Source organism: Rhizobium sp. CG5, from assembly GCF_023701945.1.
In the GTDB taxonomy this organism is placed as follows: Bacteria; Pseudomonadota; Alphaproteobacteria; order Rhizobiales; family Rhizobiaceae; genus Allorhizobium.
Genome location: NZ_JABAEF010000002.1, coordinates 32,016 through 47,620 on the forward strand (window position 1 = coordinate 32,016; position 15,605 = coordinate 47,620).

A 15,605-nucleotide genomic window follows, 5' to 3' on the forward strand; every position below is an offset into this window, starting at 1 on the left:
CTGTGGCAGCGACATAATCACAAAATTGTGAGGGTTACGGCATGGGACCCTAGGGGACGATCAAACGCCTTGCAACATAAACGAGGCTAATGGTCGAAAATAATGCGTCGAGGGCGGGAGGGCCGAACGCACGCCCCTCCCATATCGCACGACGGCTGGGATGCCTGTCAGCCGCCGAGACCGTCGAACAGCGCGGTCGAAAGATACCGTTCGGCAAAGGACGGGATGATGACGACGATGGTCTTGCCGGCATTTTCGTCCCGCTGGCCGACCTTGATAGCCGCGGCAAGGGCCGCACCTGACGAGATGCCGACCGGCACGCCTTCCAGACGCGCCACCAGGCGGGCATGCTCAAACGCTTCGTCATTGGTGATCGGCACGATCTCGTCATAGATCTTGGTATCGAGGATGGCGGGCGCAAAGCCGGCGCCGATGCCCTGGATCTTGTGCGGACCGGGCGCGCCGCCGGACAGAACCGGGCTGTCAGCCGGTTCGACGGCAATCACCTTGACGCCGGGCTTCTTGGCTTTCAGCACCTGGCCGACGCCGGTGATCGTGCCGCCGGTGCCGATGCCTGATACCAGGATGTCGACCGCGCCGTCGGTATCGTTCCAGATTTCCTCGGCTGTCGTCTTGCGATGAATTTCCGGATTGGCAGGATTTTCGAACTGCTGCGGGATCACCGCGTCCGGCAGGCTGGCGGCCAGTTCCTCGGCCTTGGCGATGGCGCCCTTCATGCCTTTCGGACCTTCGGTCAGCACCAGTTCCGCACCCAGCAGCGCCAGCATCTTGCGCCGTTCGATCGACATGGTCTCCGGCATGGTGAGGATCAGCTTGTAACCCTTGGCCGCCGCCGCAAAGGCCAGCGCAATGCCCGTGTTGCCGGATGTCGGCTCGATCAGCGTCGTCTTGCCGGGGGTGATCTTGCCCTGGGCTTCCAGGCTTTCGATCATCGCCACGCCGATACGGTCCTTGACCGAGGCGATCGGATTGAAGAATTCGAGCTTGGCCAGCAGATGGGCTTTCACACCCTTTTCCTTGGCCAGCTTGTCCAGCCGCACGATCGGCGTGTCACCGATCGTGTCGGTGATCGATCCGTAGACACGTCCGCGGCCCGGTTTCTTGGTGTCAGACATGGTTTTGCTCCCTGTGTTTCAAATTCGGGAGCAGCCTAGGCACAAACGCGGCCTCTGGCCAGAGTGCGATGATCTGCGCTTTGCCGGTTGCGTGGAAAAAAACCGTGCCGAAGCCGTTGGGTGGAAATGATTATTTCACGCCGCGCGGGTGGCGATGAAAGCGGCCATGCCCGCCAGAATTCCGGCCGCCGCGCGGTTCAAAAGCCGCAACGCCTGCGGTTTCTTCAAAAGCAGCCGTGCCTTCGAGGCCAGCAGGATATAGGGAAGCAGCACGGCCATCAGCACGACGACATTGGCGGCGATCAGCAGCCCGTAGTCCACCATGTCGATCGTTCTTGTGTCGATCAGTGTCGGCACCAGCGCCACGTAGAAGAGCATGGTCTTCGGATTGCCGAGCGTCACCAGCAGACCCGACAGAAAGGACAGGCCGAGGCCAGAGGATTTTCGCGCGGCGATATCCTGCGGCATGAGCCCGGCCGTCCAGAGTTTCCAGGCGATATAGGCGAGATAGAGCGCGCCGAGGATTTTCAGAACCATGAAGGTGGCGGTAAAAGTCTGGGCGATCAGGGCAAGGCCGAGGATGACGGCCGTCAGATAAACGATATCACCGAGAATGAGGCCGAGGCCCATGAAGAATGTCTCGCGGAACCCGGAGCCCAGCGCACGCGCCACGATTGCCGTCATTCCAGGTCCGGGAATTGCCGCTGCGATGAACAAAGCGCCGCAATAGGCGAGAAGCGTGGTCGGCGTCATCGGAGTCCTCCGTCGTGTGACGCATTGCTAGCGTTGTGCCGGAAAACTTGCAACGACGACCTGGCAGAAACATCTGCAGTCCTAAAGATTTGCCATGGTGACAAGATCGCCATTGCGCCACTGCCGCGGCTCCGGCTAGCTGAGGCAGCTCTGAACGTCAGCCGAGGCCTCCCCCATGCCAACCACCACGTCCTTGCTTGCTTTCGCGCTGATCTGCCTGGGCATGGTGCTGACACCGGGCCCGAACATGATTTATCTGGTGTCGCGCTCCATCTGCCAGGGACCGGCCGCCGGTCTCGTTTCGCTGGGCGGCGTGGCGCTCGGCTTCGTCTTCTACATGCTGATGTCGGCGCTCGGTATCACCGTGCTGATCATGGCAATCCCCTATGCCTATGATGCCCTGAAGTTTGCCGGCGCCGCCTATCTGCTGTGGATGGCCTGGCAGGCGCTGCGGCCCGGCGGCCGCTCACCATTCCAGGTGCGCGACCTGCCGGAGGACAGTCCGCGGCGGCTGTTTTCCATGGGGCTCGTCACCAGTCTGCTCAATCCGAAGGTGGCGGTCCTCTATCTGTCGCTGCTGCCGCAGTTCGTCGACCCCTTGGCCGGCAGCGTGCTGCCGCAATTCCTGGTGCTCGGCTCCATCCAGATCGTCATCAGCGTATCGGTTAATGCCACCATTGCCGTCATGGCCGGCTCCATCGCCGCCTTCCTGGCCGGCCGGCCCTTGTGGATGGTGGTGCAGCGCTGGCTGATGGGCACCGTTCTGGCGGCGCTTGCCCTTCGCATGGCAACCGAGGCGCAGCGCTAAAACACAGGCCGCATGAAGCTGCGCTCGTAGCTGACGATACAGCGGCTCTTTTCGGCCAGTGCAAAAGCCGCCTGGCATTCCGCGTCCTCGGCCATGCGCTGGCGATAGATCTCGTAGTCGGCAAGGCTCGGAAAGCTGAACAGCGCCAGCGCGATATTGTTGGCGCCTTCATGCGGCAGGAAATAGCCGTGATGCGTGCCGCCCAGCCGGTTCACCAGCGGGATCCACAATTTGGCATAGTCCTCGAAATCGGAAAGCTTGTAGGGGTCGATGACGTATCGAATGGTGCAGGTGATCATGGACAAATCCTCTTAAAGGCTCTTGGCAATACGAAATCCTGCTGGCAGGCGCCAGCCCAGGTTCATGCCGGCCGCTGCCAGCAGGATGATGGCGGACCCGGCGATCTGCAGGGGTTGCAATGCATGGCCGAGGGCCAGCCAGTCAACCAGGATTGCGGCGACTGGATAAAGGAAGGACAGCGCCCCGGACAGATGCGTCGGCAGTTTCTGGATGGCGCCATAAAGCAGCACATACATCAGGCCGGTATGCACAACGCCGAGCGTCATCAGCAGCGTCCATGTGCCGGCGTTGCTGGGCAGGCTGGCAAAATCGGCAAAGGGCGCCAGCATCACCACGCCGGTCATTGTATGGATCAACGCGATCAGATGCGGTGGTGTGCCCTTCAGTCCTTTGGCGGCGAGTGCGGCCAGGGCATAGAAAAACGCAGCCCCCAGCGAAAGCGCAATGCCGAAAGCATAGCTTTCGACGCTTGAGGCGCCAGCCGGCTTGGCCTGGACGATAGCAATCATGCCGGCAAAGGCCAGCAGCAGCCAGAACAGCTTCCGCACGGTGATCTTCTCGCCCAGAAACAGCGCTCCAAGGCCCATCAGCATGAAGGGCTGGGTATTGTAGGCGATCGTCGCAATCGAGATCGAGGCGCGCGGATAGGCTGAAAACAGCAACAGCCAGTTGGCAACGATCGCCACGCCGCCCAGCACGGCGATGGCAAATGACCGGCGCGACAGGATGCCCGGCCGCAGGTAGCCATGCACCTGGCAGATCATGGCCAGTGCTGCGGCGCCGAACAGGCAGCGCCAGAACACCACATTGGCGACCGGCTGCCCGGATGTGACGACGAACCAGCCGATCGTGCCGGAAATGAGCATGGCGGCGCTCATTTCCAAAGTTCCCCTGACCCGGTCGTTTTGCATGGCCTGCTCTCCGCTTCTGTAGTGGCAAGGATATTGCGGTGAGATCGGCGAATATATACTCTGGAGAAGGCCGGAGAAGGTTAAAGCCTAATTAATAGGGAGGAACGGATGGCTTTGCCTAATGGAGCGAGTGAACTGGATGGCGTGGACCGGCGCATGGTGGAGGTGCTGGCGACCAATGCCCGTATCTCGCTGAAGGAGCTGGCGGCCGAAGTCTCCCTGTCGTCTCCGAGCGCTGCCGAGCGCTTGCGTCGCTTGGAGGAGCGCGGCGTGATCGGCGGCTTCACCATCGACATCCGGCCGGAATCGCTCGGTTATCCCTTGCAGGCCATCGTCCGGGTGCGGCCGCTGCCGGGGCAATTGCATATCGTCGAGCGCATCATCCAGGACACGCCGCAATTCATCGAATGCGACAAGGTGACCGGCGACGACTGTTTCATCTGCCGGCTGGTCATCCGGTCGATGGGCGAGCTGGACACCATCCTCGACAAGATATCGGAGCGCGCCGAAACCAATACGTCGATGGTCAAGGCGACGCCGGTGCGTCGCCGGCTGCCGCCGCTCGTCGGTTAAGGTCTTAAAATTCCGCCATCGGCGACAGGCAGCAGGGCTCTGTCGGCAGCCGGTCGTCGGCACAGCGCATCATCAACACCAACGGCCCGTCGTCGCGCACCGGCTCGGCGTCGAAGGCAAGCCGATCGGGTGGAATGAAGGTCTCGATCGAGGCAGGCGTTAATTGGAGTGCGCCGAGGATCTCGGTCAACGAGGGCATCTGTTCGCCCACCACGTCGAGAAGCTCAAAAAGACCGCCATCGGTCATCCGCCAGGCAATGACGGTTTTGTCGTCGGGCATCAGCGACAGGCTGACATCATCCAGCAGATGGCAATTCAGCAGAAACATTTCAGCCTGCTGCGCCACGGCCAGCCGCTGCGACACGGCCAAGCGGTTTGCCAGGAGCGCCTGCAGCAGGCCAAGGTCGGTTTCGATCGTCAGGTGGCGAGCAGGCTTTTGCCCGCCCATCGGTTTTGGCGCATCACCCCGAAACGAAAACTGCGGCACGGTACGAAATCCGTGCGGCGCGTAAAGGCCCGGCTTGTCGGTATAGAGAACGACGGCTTCGAAACCCTGCTCTTCGCCGCGCCAAAGCGTGTGGCGGATCAGGTCGCCAAACAGGCCCTGGCCGCGAAAGTCGGGACGCACCGCACCCGATTGCCAGCCGGCCGCCTTGACCGGACGGCCATTGACGATCAGCGGCATGGCAAAGCCGCTGAGATTGGCGATGCAGCACCCGGTCTCGTCGAAGAATGCGGAGGGAAAGCTGGTCCGGTCGTAGCCGCCGACGGTGTCGAGCGGGTCAAGATCGACCGAGAAGATCTCGTAAAGCAGCGATTTGATGGCCGCCCAGCCGGCCGGGTCGTCGAAATAATCCTGCCGGAAATTGAGGCCGGCACGATCGGCTGGCATCAAGCCACGCCCGTGGAGCCGAAACCGCCGGCGCCGCGCTGCGTCTCACTGGCGGAGGAGACCTCTGCGACCTGCATCTGCGTGACCGGCGCCATCACCACCTGGGCGATCCGCATGCCGCGGCTGATCGTGAAAGGCTCGTCGCCGAGATTGATCAGCAGAACCTTCACCTCGCCGCGATAGTCGCTGTCGATCGTGCCGGGTGTGTTGAGGCAGGTCACGCCGTTCTTGAAGGCAAGGCCGGAGCGCGGCCGGATCTGCGCCTCGAAGCCGGCTGGGATCTCGAAGATCAGGCCGGTCGGCACCAGTGCACGTCGGCCAGGCTCCAGCACCATCGGTTGGTCTTCGTTGACTGCGGCGCGGATATCCATGCCGGCCGCGCCCGCTGTTTCATAGGCCGGCAGGTCGACGCCGTCGCCATGGGGCAGGCGCAGCAGGTGAAGGGTCGGTTGGATCTTTTGGGAAACGGTCATGGGGCATTAGTTTGTCCTTCGAACTGCAAGGTCAATTGCAATGCGGCGCTTTAGTCGCTAGATAGCCGGCAATTCCACAGGATTCACCACATGGCCGAAACGCTCGCAGAGGCGGTCTCCCGCCGCCGCACCTTCGCTATTATCGCTCACCCGGATGCCGGCAAGACCACGCTCACCGAAAAGCTGCTGCTGTTCGGCGGCGCGATCCAGCTCGCCGGCGAGGTCAAGGCCAAGAAGGACCGTATCCAGACCCGGTCCGACTGGATGAAGATCGAGCGCGAGCGTGGCATCTCGGTCGTCACCTCAGTGATGACCTTCGAATATGACGGCAATGTCTTCAACATCCTCGACACGCCGGGCCACGAAGACTTCGCCGACGACACCTATCGCACCCTGACCGCGGTCGATGCCGCTGTCATGGTGCTCGACGCGGCGAAAGGTATTGAGCCGCGTACGCTCAAACTGTTCGAAGTCTGCCGCATGCGCGACATCCCGATCATCACCTTCGTCAACAAGATGGACCGGGAAAGCCGCGACATCTTCGAGATCCTCGACGAGGTCGAGGAGAAGCTGGCGCTCGACACCGCGCCGATCACCTGGCCGGTCGGCCGGTCGAAAAGCTTCTGCGGCTCCTACAATCTGGTCGACAATACCTTCCGCGGCTCCGACAAGCAGGTCGAGGCCCTGGCGGTCAACAGCCCGCAGAACGTGGCGGAAAACCTGCCGGAAAACGAACGCGCCACCTTTATCGACGAGCTGGAACTGGCACAGGACGCTTGCCGCCCGTTCGACAGGAAGGCCTTTCTCGAAGGCCATATGACGCCGGTGTTCTTCGGCTCGGCGCTCAGAAACTTCGGCGTACGCGATCTGATCAATGCGCTGGGCGATATAGCCCCCCCGCCGCGCGATCAGGTGGCCGATATCCGCACCGTGCATGCCGCCGAAGACAAGATGACGGCCTTCGTCTTCAAGATCCAGGCCAACATGGACCCCAACCATCGCGACCGCATCGCCTTTGCCCGCATCTGCTCCGGCAAGCTGGAGCGCGGTATGAAGGCGAGGCTCGCCCGCACCGGCAAGCAGATCGGCCTGACGGCGCCGCAGTTCTTCTTCGCCGCCCAGCGCCAGCTGGCCGATACGGCCTTTGCCGGCGACGTGGTCGGTATTCCGAACCACGGCACCCTGCGCATCGGCGATACGCTGACCGAAGGCGAAAACCTGGTCTTCCAGGGCGTGCCGAACTTCTCGCCGGAAATCCTGCGCCGCGTGCGGCTGGAGGATGCGATGAAGGCCAAGAAGCTCAAGGAAGCCCTGCAGCAGATGGCCGAGGAAGGCGTCGTACAGCTCTTCTCGCCGGAAGATGGCTCGCCGGCCATCGTCGGCGTTGTCGGCGCCCTGCAGCTCGACGTGCTGAAGGAACGCCTGGCGGGCGAATATACCCTGCCGGTCAGTTTCGAAATGTCGCGCTTCTCAGTCTGCCGCTGGATCTCGTCCGACCAGCCGGCTGAACTCGACAAGTTCTTGACCGTCAAGCGCGGCGACATTGCCCGCGATCTCGACGGCGACCCGGTTTTCCTGGCCCAGGATTCCTTTTCGCTGCGCTATGAAGCGGAACGTTTTCCGGCCATCAAGATGGTCGCCATCAAGGAATATCACGTCGCCAAGGCGGCGTGATATCTGCCGGCGTCAGGCCATCCGGACGATCTGCATGTCGCCCATGGCATCGACATGCACCTGCAGGCCCTCGTAGCTTTCCAGCGTCGGATACCGGGTTTCCAGCAGGTGGCTATGGGTGGCCGTGATGACCATGACATCGGCTCCCGCCGCCTCGCCAGCCAGAACGCCGGCCATGACATCCTCGAACACCAGGCAACGGGCCGGATCGGCCTTGATGCGGCTGGCGCCGAGCCGATAGCCGGCGGGATCGGGCTTGCCGATCTTCACATCCTCGGCCGTAACGATCTCAGGCGGTTGCGGCAGGCCAGCCGCCTCGATCCGTGCCCGAGCCAGCTTGACCGGCGCCGAGGTCACGATCGCCCAGCGCTCGGCCGGCAGGCCTTTCAGAAAGTCGATGGCGCCGGGAAGTGCTACCACACCATCGACATCCTCGATCTCGCCGCGCTCGATCTCCAGCGCTTCTGCCTCCACATTGACGCCCGGCAGGCCGAGGCCGCGAATGGTGTCGATGCCGCGCTTGCCGTGCATGGTCGGCAGGAAGGCCGCCACATCCAGACCATGCCGTGCCGCCCATTGTCCCCAGACCCGCTCAGCGGCGGCAATGGAGTTGAGCAGCGTGCCGTCCATGTCGAAGAGAAAGCCCTGATAGCGTTTGTCGAAACCTGTGCTCGATGGGGAGGTCAATTACCGAATCCTGATTTGCATGAAGGGGACAGGAAACGGAATTAGCCATTTTTGACCGCCACCGCAAATGGTTCGCAAGCGTTGGTGCTGTGAACGGCTTTCCAGGTGACAGCGGCCGGGTCCTGATCTAAAACGGGTGCATCGAAAGACAGGGGCGTTCGTCGCGAGATGGACTGAGAAGCACCCTTAGAACCTGAACCAGATAATGCTGGCGGAGGGAGTCGTTCAGGACCGTGCTTTGAAGCACACGCTCCCTGATCGCTGCCCCGCTTGAAAGGGGCATGATGAGCAGATCAAATTCTCCGCGATCTCTTTGGGCGGCCATGGGGCAGGCACAGGTCGCTGCCCGCGAATGGGCGGCCGACAGGGTGCGATCATGATCCGCAACGTCCTCTCCATAGCCGGTTCCGACCCCTCGGGCGGTGCGGGCATCCAGGCCGATCTCAAGACCTTCTCGGCACGCGGCGTCTATGGCATGGCGGCGCTGACGGCGCTGACGGCGCAGAGTACCCAAGGGGTGACCGGCGTTCATGCCGTGCCGCCGGACTTTGTCGCGGCCCAGATCGAGGCGGTGTTTGCCGATGTCCGCGTCGATGCCGTCAAGATCGGCATGATCGCCAGCGCCGAGATTGCACTCGCCGTAGCCGAGGTGTTGGCGCGCCATCGCGGCATGCCGATCGTGCTGGATCCTGTCATGATCGCCAAGGGCGGCACCCCTCTGCTGGCTAAGGAGGCCGTGGCCGCGCTGACCCGGCATCTGTTGCCGCTCGCCACCCTGCTCACCCCCAATCTGCCGGAGGCGGCAGCCCTGCTGGGCGAGGCGGAGGCCACGGACCGCGCCATGATGCAGCAGCAAGCCCAACGCCTGTGCGCGCTTGGGGCTGAGGCCGTGCTGGTCAAGGGCGGGCATCTCGGCACGGACGAAAGCCCGGATGTGCTGGCAATCGGCCAGGAGATCCATTGGTTCGAAGGCAAACGAACGACCACGAAGAACACCCATGGCACGGGTTGCACACTGTCCAGCGCCATTGCAGCCGAGCTTGCCAAGGGGCATTCTCCGCAGCAGGCGATCACGATGGCAAAACTCTATCTGGCCGGTGCGGTGGCGGCTGCCGGTGACCTGACGGTCGGCACCGGACACGGCCCGGTTCATCATTTCCATGACGTCTGGATGCCGGTCGCGGGATAGCGGGGTCTGATCGTTTACGGCATTTTCGACGCGAGCGTGATGTCTTCGCCATCCACGGCAAAGGTGCCGTAGCCCTTGTGATGCAGCGTCTTTGGCGCCGCATCATGCGGTTGGTGCCAGGCGGCGACGACGTCCAGGACAAAGAGATTGTGGCGCTCGACGAAGTCGCGGTCGGTGACCTTGCATTCGAGGTTGGCGAAGCACTCGCCGATCAGCGGTGCGCCGACCTTGCCGGCGGGAAGGGCAGTCAGGCCGATCTGCGCAAATTTGTCCGTATCGCGGCCAGAGCAGTTGCCGACCGCCACGACCTTTTCTGCCAGGTCGGAGGAGGGTATGGCGATCACGCATTCGCCGGTCTGCGACAAGGCGGCAAAGCTATGGTCCGCGGAACTGACGATGCAGCCGATCCGCGGCGGCGTGAACTCCATCATCATGTGCCAGGACATGGTCATGACATTCTGCCGACCGTCGAGTGCCGTCGTCAAAAGGACGACCGGTCCCGGCTCGATCAACTGGTAGACCTTGTCGAGCGGGTAGGGTTTCATGGACCTGCCTCCTTGCCGGGCCGGTTGCCCCGGCGACAGCTGCCCTGGCATCATACGCCTCGGCATCGAGACTTGATAGTCGCCGCAAGACTTGCCGGTAAGAGCCGCCAGATGCAGCCGCCGGTTTTAGCCGCGCAGGCCAAACGTCCGTTCGAGATTCTCCCAGCTCTCGTCCATGGCAAAGCTCCGGCTGACATAGGGAATTGCGACATGGCCGTAGAGCACCGGCATCAGCTGTTTTTCTGCCGTGTGTTCGTCCATCAGGGCCACCTGGTTGAGATAGATCACCGATGCCAGGCCGCTGCGGTCCGCGCCCCCTTGGCAATGCACCAGGATCGGCTTTTGCGCCGTCTTCAGCAACTGTACCAGCTCCTGCGCGCGCTCCGGCGTCAAGGCGTGGGTTGCCGACATTTTGAAATCGATATGGGCAATGCCCAGGTCTTGCGCCGCGAGAATTTCGTCCTGATACCACTCGGCATCGCTCACACGGCCCCTGAGATTGACGATCGTCTTGATCTTGTAGCGATCGACATAATCGGCGATCTGCGCGGCGGATGGCTGGGCCGAGCGATAATATTCGCCGGGGATCACCTCGTGGAAATTGCCGGACAGATGGAGGTAGCCGATATAGAGGCCGCAGCCGACAATGCCTGCAGCACAGGTCGCCAGCAGTCGAACAAGCAGGATTTTTCCGGGAAAGGCCATTGGCGCGAGATCCGCTCATAAGAGGGTTTGGTATCTCGCGCCATGTAGAAGCGTTTGCTGACAGGAAGCTGAAAGCAGCTCTCTTCGGAAGGGATCTAGTCCTGTTGTGATGACGGCAAATTTCGGATGTCGTCTATCCAGGGGAGAGCGGACCGGCACCAGATTTGTTGGCGTGGTGCGAGTGCGGCGCGTTGTCGGATCGAGCCGACACGTACACCCCACACATCGGCATCCTTGCCTTCGCCGGTGGTGAACAGCGGCGATCCGCATTCCGGGCAGAAATACTGCAGCCGTTTTTGTCCGTTGTCGCCGGTCTTGGTGTAGAGTTTAGGCAGATTGGACGTCAGCCGAACATCCTGCCGACGGGCGATGGCAGTCACGCGAAAGGCCGAGCCGGTCAGCGTCTGGCAATCGCTGCAGTGGCAGATTGAAACGTCGTTGGGATCGACCTCAGCCTCATAGGTCACAAAGCCACAATGACATTGGCCATCGATCTGCATGTCCTTGCCTCCGGTTGTTATTCTCTCCAGAAACTAGCGCCGGTCCGCAGCTTGTCCAGGCCGGGCATCAGCCCGGCCCGTCGGAAACGATCAATGATTAGCCTTGATGAACGTGCCGTTCTGCAGCTCTTTCATCGCCTGCATCAGTTCTTCCCGTGTGTTCATGACGATCGGCCCGTGCCAGGCGACCGGCTCCTTGATCGGCTTGCCCGACACCAGCAGGAAGCGGATGCCGTCGTCGCCGGCCTGCACGGTGATCTCGTCGCCGCTATCGAACACGACGAGCGTCCTGTTGCCGGAGAGGTCGCGGATGTTCAGCTCCTCGCCCTGGTACTCCTTCTCAACCTTGACGCCGAATGGCTTGGAGGCATCGCGGAACGAACCGGAACCGGCAAAGATATAGGCAAACGCCGAGCGATAGGTATCGACGGGGAAGCTCTTGCGCTTGCCCGGTTGCACCGAGATGTCGAGATAGACCGGCTCGGCGGCAATGCCGTCGACGGGACCTGATTTGCCCCAGAAATTGCCGGATATCACCCTGACCACCGTGCCGTCGTCATCGACCACAACAGGAATGTCGCTGGCCTTTATGTCCTGATAGCGCGGTGCCGTCATCTTCAGGGACGAGGGCAGGTTGGCCCAGAGCTGGAAGCCGTGCATCTTGCCGGCAAAATCGCCCTTCGGCATTTCCTGATGCATGATGCCGCTGCCGGCCGTCATCCATTGCAGGTCGCCGGCGCCGAGCAGGCCGCGATTGCCGAGGCTGTCGCCATGCTCGACGGTACCGGCCAGCACATAGGTGATGGTCTCGATGCCGCGATGCGGATGCCAGGGAAAGCCCCTGATGTAGTCGGACGGATTGTCATTGCGGAAATCGTCCATCATCAGGAACGGGTCGGTCATCGAGGGGTCGCCGAATCCGAAGACGCGGTGCAGCTTCACGCCAGCGCCTTCCATGGCGGGCGTGGCGTGGCTTTCATGTTTGACGGGTCGAATGGACATCAGCTTTGCTCCTTTCGAGCGGATAGTCGGGTTGGGCTGAATATAATCGATCCTGGGCAATTCCGAAGGCCGCCCAAAAAAACGCACTGTTCACAAAACATCATGCCGCACTGCAAAAAAAGTGATTGCCGGGCCTGTCAAGATTCTGTCATGAATGATCACCTTGTTTAGACTTTGTTAGCCATTGAAGCAAAAACTGCTGACGAACGTCACCCCGCCGCACAGGGCGGGCGAACCGGAGTTGTGAACGCATGTGTCGCTGGGCCGCCTATCGTGGAGAACCGCTCTATCTGGAGGAGCTGGTGTCGTCACCCGCCCACTCGCTGATCGAACAATCCCACTGCGCCATGCGCGCCAAGACGGCAACCAATGCCGATGGCTTTGGCCTTGCTTGGTATGGAGACCGGCCCGAACCGGGGCGGTTTCGCGATGTGCTGCCCGCCTGGTCTGATTGCAATCTGAAGAGTCTCGCCCGGCAGATCCGCTCCCGCTTGTTTCTGGCCCATGTGCGGGCCGCCACCCATGGCGCGACGCGGCGCGACAATTGTCACCCCTTCGTGCATGGCGAATGGTCCTTCATGCACAACGGTCAGATCGATCACTTCGAGCGGCTACGGCGGCCGATGGAATCCATGCTTGACGACGAGCATTTCCACGCCCGCACCGGCACGACCGATTCCGAGCTTCTGTTCCTGCTGGCCTTGCAGTTCGGCCTGCGCGATCGGCCCTTGGCGGCAATGGCCGAAGCGATCGGCTTCGTGGAAAATCTGAGCATCCATTTGGTGGGAATGGCGCGGGTCCGTTTCACCTCGGCTTTTTCCGATGGCGAGACCCTCTACGCCGTGCGCTATTCGACCGATGCCCATGCACCGACCCTCTATGCAGCGCCCATGGGCGGCAAGGGCGGCTATTGCCTAGTCTCGGAGCCGCTCAACGACGATATCGATACCTGGGTGGAAATCCCGGCCCGCAGTGCCGTCATCCTGAACGGCAACGGCCTCGACGCCGCCGCCTTTGAACCTGTCATGGATCGATCGACGGCGCCGCGTGAAGCCATGGCGGTCTGATCAGCCGCCAACAGGCTTAAGGCTTTGTCGCCCCGTTGAGCCTGTCGGCGATCAGCAGGGCGAGGCGGGTGGCCACCGCATCCTTGTCCATGTCGGGCCAGTCCTCAATGCCGGCGGCCGAGATGATCTTTACCCGGTTGCGTGTGCCGCCCATGATGCCGGTCTCGGGCGAGACATCGTTGGCGACGATCAGGTCGGCGCCCTTGCGCTCCAGCTTGGCGCGGCCATTGTCCTCGACATTCTGGGTTTCCGCCGCAAAGCCGACGACGATCTTCGGCCGCTGCGCATGGTGGCCGACGGTCTTCAGGATGTCGGGATTCTCGGTCAGTTGCAGGGCAGGGGGGGCGTCGCCGGGCTGCTTCTTGATCTTCTGGCCGGAGGAGGACGCAACGCGCCAGTCGGCAACCGCTGCCACCATCACGGCGATATCGGCCGGCAGCAGCGACAGCACCGCATCGCGCATCTCTTCGGCCCGCTCGACATGGACCGTCTGCACGCCCTTGGGATCGGCCAGGGTGACCGGGCCGGAGACCAGCGTCACCTCGGCACCAAGCTTGGCAAGGGCCGCTGCTATGGCGTGGCCCTGGCGCCCGGAGGAACGGTTGGCGATATAGCGCACCGGATCGATCGGCTCATGGGTCGGGCCGGAGGTGACGATGGCTTTCCGGCCGGAAAGCGGCCTGGGCCTGTCGTCCAGCAGCGCTTCGACAGCGGCCACGATCTCCAGCGGCTCGGCCATGCGGCCAAGACCCTGTTCGCCGCTCTCCGCCATTTCGCCGGCCATCGGGCCGATGAAGCGGATGCCGTCGGCCTTAAGCATTGCAAGGTTGCGCTGGGTGGCCGGATGAGACCACATCTTCGGGTTCATCGCCGGGGCAACCAGCACGGGCCGGTCTGCGGCCAGAAGGACGGTCGAGGCAAGATCGTTGGCAAGCCCGTTGGCCATCTTGGCCATCAGGTCGGCGGTGGCCGGGGCAACGAGAATAAGGTCGCAATCGCGCGCCAGCCGGATATGGCCGACATCCTGTTCGTCCTCGCGGGAAAACAGATCCGTATAGACATGCGAAGCCGACAGCGCACCGACGGCGAGCGGGGTGATGAATTCCTGCGCGGCTTGAGTGAGGACCGGCCGCACCGTGGCGCCGCGCTCGCGCAGCCGGCGGATGAGGTCGAGGCTCTTGTAGGCGGCGATTCCTCCGGAAATGATCAACAGGATACGTTTTTCCGAAAGAACCATGCCCAGCTGTCCTCGATGAAGGGAAGGCTTCGATCCTATCCCGAAAGCGTCGTCATTCAAAACGGCAGATCCTGCCGGACCGGGCTTTGTCCCGACAGGCCCCTCTGTCAGGGGACGATCCGGATCGGCACTTCGGCAATCGTTCCATGATGTGTGTTGCGATACTGCAGGCCTGGCCCAAGCGCTGCCGACATCGACTTGACGATCCGGCTGCCGAGCCCTGTCCCTTTGGGCTTGGAATTGGGTTCGATGCCGATGCCGTCATCGGCAACGGTCAACAAGGCCTCGTTCCCGCCGACGGCCTTCAGAGTGACGCGGATCTCGCCGCAAAGCTCCAACGGATAGGCATATTTGAAGGCGTTCGTCACCAGTTCGGTGACGATCATGCCGACCGAGACGGCGCGATCGGCAGACAGGGAAATCGGATCGGCGTCGAAGCTCAGCTTGATCACCTTGTCCGGATTGCCCAGGGAACCGCCGATTTCGCCGAGCAGATTGGAGAGATAGATGTTCATCTCGACACGGCTGACATCGTCTGATGTGTAGAGGCTGCGATGCATGCCGGCAATGGCGGTGATGCGGGCCTGGGTCTCAGAGAGTTCCGCCTTCACCTGATCGTTTTCCGAATTGCTGATCTGCAGGCGCAGAAGGCTAGCGACCAGCGCCAGGCTGTTGGCAACTCGGTGGTTGACCTCGGCCAGCAGGGCCTCGGCCCGCTCCTTGGCCAGCCGTGTCTCTTCGTCGGCCCGCTCCTTGGCCAGGCGAAGTTGGGCGTTGGCGACCGACTGCTCGATGGCACTGGCCAGCAGCGGCATGAAATCGTCACCGACGGTCTTGATGACATAGTCGGAGGCGCCGGCCTTGATGGCCTCGATGGCGATCTGCGCTTCGTTGGAGCCGGTGACATAGACCACCGGCAGAACGATACCTTCGGCGCGCAGCCGGTTCAGCACGTCATGGCCCGTCATGTTGCTCAGGTAATGATCGAGCACGATGGCATCGAATGCGTCATTGCCCAGATGCTGCAAGGCAGCATCCAGGTCTTCCGCATGGATGACTGTATGTCCGCTTCGACCAAGCGCCTTTTGCACGAGCCGCACAATGGCCGCATCGTCATCGAGATAGAGAATGCGGACATTCATGGGTAAGGGCT

Annotated in this window: 18 protein-coding genes and 1 riboswitch; of the genes, 5 read left to right on the top strand and 13 right to left on the bottom strand. The window is 62.1% G+C overall.

What is annotated here, in order from left to right:
- Positions 1 to 167: 167 nt before the first annotated feature.
- Entirely contained in the window at positions 168 to 1,136 is a 969-nt protein-coding gene (gene cysK, locus HGO38_RS03500; RefSeq protein ID WP_250954549.1) for a cysteine synthase A, read from the bottom strand.
- A 135-nt stretch (positions 1,137 to 1,271) separates the two neighbouring features.
- Positions 1,272 to 1,889, bottom strand: a complete 618-nt coding sequence (locus tag HGO38_RS03505) for a LysE family translocator (protein ID WP_250954550.1) — start codon at positions 1,887 to 1,889, stop codon at positions 1,272 to 1,274.
- 175 nt (positions 1,890 to 2,064) lie between these two features.
- Here HGO38_RS03505 and HGO38_RS03510 point away from each other — a divergent pair, with 175 nt between their 5' ends.
- Entirely contained in the window at positions 2,065 to 2,697 is a 633-nt protein-coding gene (locus tag HGO38_RS03510) for a LysE family translocator (protein ID WP_250954551.1), read from the top strand.
- Here HGO38_RS03510 and HGO38_RS03515 read toward each other — a convergent pair.
- Positions 2,694 to 2,996, bottom strand: a complete 303-nt coding sequence (locus HGO38_RS03515; RefSeq protein WP_250954552.1) for an NIPSNAP family protein — start codon at positions 2,994 to 2,996, stop codon at positions 2,694 to 2,696. The genes HGO38_RS03510 and HGO38_RS03515 overlap by 4 nt on opposite strands.
- Positions 2,997 to 3,008: 12 nt before the next feature.
- The gene (locus HGO38_RS03520) at positions 3,009 to 3,908 is read right to left on the bottom strand and encodes a DMT family transporter (protein ID WP_250954553.1); all 900 of its coding nucleotides are present in this window, start codon (positions 3,906 to 3,908) and stop codon (positions 3,009 to 3,011) included.
- Between the two features lie 108 nt (positions 3,909 to 4,016).
- On the opposite strand from HGO38_RS03520, the gene HGO38_RS03525 reads away from it, so the two are divergent.
- Complete coding sequence (locus HGO38_RS03525; protein WP_250954554.1) at positions 4,017 to 4,481, top strand: Lrp/AsnC family transcriptional regulator; 465 nt, start codon at positions 4,017 to 4,019, stop codon at positions 4,479 to 4,481.
- Between the two features lie 4 nt (positions 4,482 to 4,485).
- Here the strand turns inward: HGO38_RS03525 and HGO38_RS03530 are convergent, their stop codons facing one another.
- Both HGO38_RS03530 and dut read right to left on the bottom strand, forming a co-directional pair.
- On the bottom strand, positions 4,486 to 5,373 hold the full coding sequence (locus HGO38_RS03530) for a GNAT family N-acetyltransferase (RefSeq protein WP_250954555.1): 888 nt from the start codon (positions 5,371 to 5,373) through the stop codon (positions 4,486 to 4,488).
- Positions 5,373 to 5,846, bottom strand: coding sequence for a dUTP diphosphatase (dut, locus tag HGO38_RS03535; protein WP_250954556.1), 474 nt, complete (start codon positions 5,844 to 5,846; stop codon positions 5,373 to 5,375). Before dut ends, HGO38_RS03530 begins: the two co-directional genes overlap by 1 nt.
- A gap of 90 nt (positions 5,847 to 5,936) precedes the next feature.
- On the opposite strand from dut, the gene HGO38_RS03540 reads away from it, so the two are divergent.
- Complete coding sequence (locus HGO38_RS03540) at positions 5,937 to 7,520, top strand: peptide chain release factor 3 (RefSeq protein ID WP_250954557.1); 1,584 nt, start codon at positions 5,937 to 5,939, stop codon at positions 7,518 to 7,520.
- Between the two features lie 12 nt (positions 7,521 to 7,532).
- On the opposite strand, the gene HGO38_RS03545 is transcribed toward HGO38_RS03540, so the two are convergent.
- Entirely contained in the window at positions 7,533 to 8,207 is a 675-nt protein-coding gene (locus HGO38_RS03545) for an HAD-IA family hydrolase (RefSeq protein WP_250954558.1), read from the bottom strand.
- A 140-nt stretch (positions 8,208 to 8,347) separates the two neighbouring features.
- A riboswitch (TPP riboswitch) is annotated at positions 8,348 to 8,444 on the top strand.
- 139 nt (positions 8,445 to 8,583) lie between these two features.
- Here HGO38_RS03545 and thiD point away from each other — a divergent pair.
- Positions 8,584 to 9,396, top strand: coding sequence for a bifunctional hydroxymethylpyrimidine kinase/phosphomethylpyrimidine kinase (thiD, locus tag HGO38_RS03550; RefSeq protein ID WP_250954559.1), 813 nt, complete (start codon positions 8,584 to 8,586; stop codon positions 9,394 to 9,396).
- Between the two features lie 14 nt (positions 9,397 to 9,410).
- Here thiD and HGO38_RS03555 read toward each other — a convergent pair whose 3' ends face one another.
- The 4 genes from HGO38_RS03555 to HGO38_RS03570 form a co-directional block, all read right to left on the bottom strand.
- The gene (locus HGO38_RS03555; protein ID WP_250954560.1) at positions 9,411 to 9,941 is read right to left on the bottom strand and encodes a flavin reductase family protein; all 531 of its coding nucleotides are present in this window, start codon (positions 9,939 to 9,941) and stop codon (positions 9,411 to 9,413) included.
- A 126-nt stretch (positions 9,942 to 10,067) separates the two neighbouring features.
- On the bottom strand, positions 10,068 to 10,646 hold the full coding sequence (locus HGO38_RS03560; RefSeq protein ID WP_250954561.1) for a tyrosine-protein phosphatase: 579 nt from the start codon (positions 10,644 to 10,646) through the stop codon (positions 10,068 to 10,070).
- A 95-nt stretch (positions 10,647 to 10,741) separates the two neighbouring features.
- Positions 10,742 to 11,146 carry a GFA family protein gene (locus tag HGO38_RS03565; protein ID WP_250954562.1) on the bottom strand — a complete coding sequence of 135 codons (405 nt, stop codon included), beginning with the start codon at positions 11,144 to 11,146 and terminating at the stop codon, positions 10,742 to 10,744.
- A gap of 90 nt (positions 11,147 to 11,236) precedes the next feature.
- Positions 11,237 to 12,148, bottom strand: a complete 912-nt coding sequence (locus HGO38_RS03570) for a pirin family protein (RefSeq protein WP_250954563.1) — start codon at positions 12,146 to 12,148, stop codon at positions 11,237 to 11,239.
- 251 nt (positions 12,149 to 12,399) lie between these two features.
- On the opposite strand from HGO38_RS03570, the gene HGO38_RS03575 reads away from it, so the two are divergent.
- The gene (locus tag HGO38_RS03575) at positions 12,400 to 13,215 is read left to right on the top strand and encodes a class II glutamine amidotransferase (protein ID WP_250954564.1); all 816 of its coding nucleotides are present in this window, start codon (positions 12,400 to 12,402) and stop codon (positions 13,213 to 13,215) included.
- 16 nt (positions 13,216 to 13,231) lie between these two features.
- Here the strand turns inward: HGO38_RS03575 and coaBC are convergent, their stop codons facing one another.
- Positions 13,232 to 14,452 (bottom strand): bifunctional phosphopantothenoylcysteine decarboxylase/phosphopantothenate--cysteine ligase CoaBC, encoded by a 1,221-nt coding sequence (coaBC, locus tag HGO38_RS03580; protein WP_250954565.1) that lies wholly within the window; start codon positions 14,450 to 14,452, stop codon positions 13,232 to 13,234.
- Between the two features lie 107 nt (positions 14,453 to 14,559).
- Entirely contained in the window at positions 14,560 to 15,594 is a 1,035-nt protein-coding gene (locus HGO38_RS03585; RefSeq protein WP_250954566.1) for a sensor histidine kinase, read from the bottom strand.
- Positions 15,595 to 15,605: the final 11 nt, after the last annotated feature.

What these genes read in the sequence shown, in the direction of transcription:
- HGO38_RS03585 (WP_250954566.1), bottom strand. Translation starts at nt 15,594, where the DNA reads ATGAATGTCCGCATTCTCTATCTCGATGACGATGCGGCCATTGTGCGG.
- HGO38_RS03520 (WP_250954553.1), bottom strand. Translation starts at nt 3,908, where the DNA reads ATGCAAAACGACCGGGTCAGGGGAACTTTGGAAATGAGCGCCGCCATG.
- HGO38_RS03530 (WP_250954555.1), bottom strand. Translation starts at nt 5,373, where the DNA reads ATGCCAGCCGATCGTGCCGGCCTCAATTTCCGGCAGGATTATTTCGAC.
- HGO38_RS03525 (WP_250954554.1), top strand. Translation starts at nt 4,017, where the DNA reads ATGGCTTTGCCTAATGGAGCGAGTGAACTGGATGGCGTGGACCGGCGC.
- HGO38_RS03570 (WP_250954563.1), bottom strand. Translation starts at nt 12,148, where the DNA reads ATGTCCATTCGACCCGTCAAACATGAAAGCCACGCCACGCCCGCCATG.
- HGO38_RS03515 (WP_250954552.1), bottom strand. Translation starts at nt 2,996, where the DNA reads ATGATCACCTGCACCATTCGATACGTCATCGACCCCTACAAGCTTTCC.
- HGO38_RS03560 (WP_250954561.1), bottom strand. Translation starts at nt 10,646, where the DNA reads ATGGCCTTTCCCGGAAAAATCCTGCTTGTTCGACTGCTGGCGACCTGT.
- dut (WP_250954556.1), bottom strand. Translation starts at nt 5,846, where the DNA reads ATGACCGTTTCCCAAAAGATCCAACCGACCCTTCACCTGCTGCGCCTG.
- HGO38_RS03555 (WP_250954560.1), bottom strand. Translation starts at nt 9,941, where the DNA reads ATGAAACCCTACCCGCTCGACAAGGTCTACCAGTTGATCGAGCCGGGA.
- cysK (WP_250954549.1), bottom strand. Translation starts at nt 1,136, where the DNA reads ATGTCTGACACCAAGAAACCGGGCCGCGGACGTGTCTACGGATCGATC.
- HGO38_RS03510 (WP_250954551.1), top strand. Translation starts at nt 2,065, where the DNA reads ATGCCAACCACCACGTCCTTGCTTGCTTTCGCGCTGATCTGCCTGGGC.
- HGO38_RS03565 (WP_250954562.1), bottom strand. Translation starts at nt 11,146, where the DNA reads ATGCAGATCGATGGCCAATGTCATTGTGGCTTTGTGACCTATGAGGCT.
- thiD (WP_250954559.1), top strand. Translation starts at nt 8,584, where the DNA reads ATGATCCGCAACGTCCTCTCCATAGCCGGTTCCGACCCCTCGGGCGGT.
- coaBC (WP_250954565.1), bottom strand. Translation starts at nt 14,452, where the DNA reads ATGGTTCTTTCGGAAAAACGTATCCTGTTGATCATTTCCGGAGGAATC.
- HGO38_RS03505 (WP_250954550.1), bottom strand. Translation starts at nt 1,889, where the DNA reads ATGACGCCGACCACGCTTCTCGCCTATTGCGGCGCTTTGTTCATCGCA.
- HGO38_RS03575 (WP_250954564.1), top strand. Translation starts at nt 12,400, where the DNA reads ATGTGTCGCTGGGCCGCCTATCGTGGAGAACCGCTCTATCTGGAGGAG.
- HGO38_RS03540 (WP_250954557.1), top strand. Translation starts at nt 5,937, where the DNA reads ATGGCCGAAACGCTCGCAGAGGCGGTCTCCCGCCGCCGCACCTTCGCT.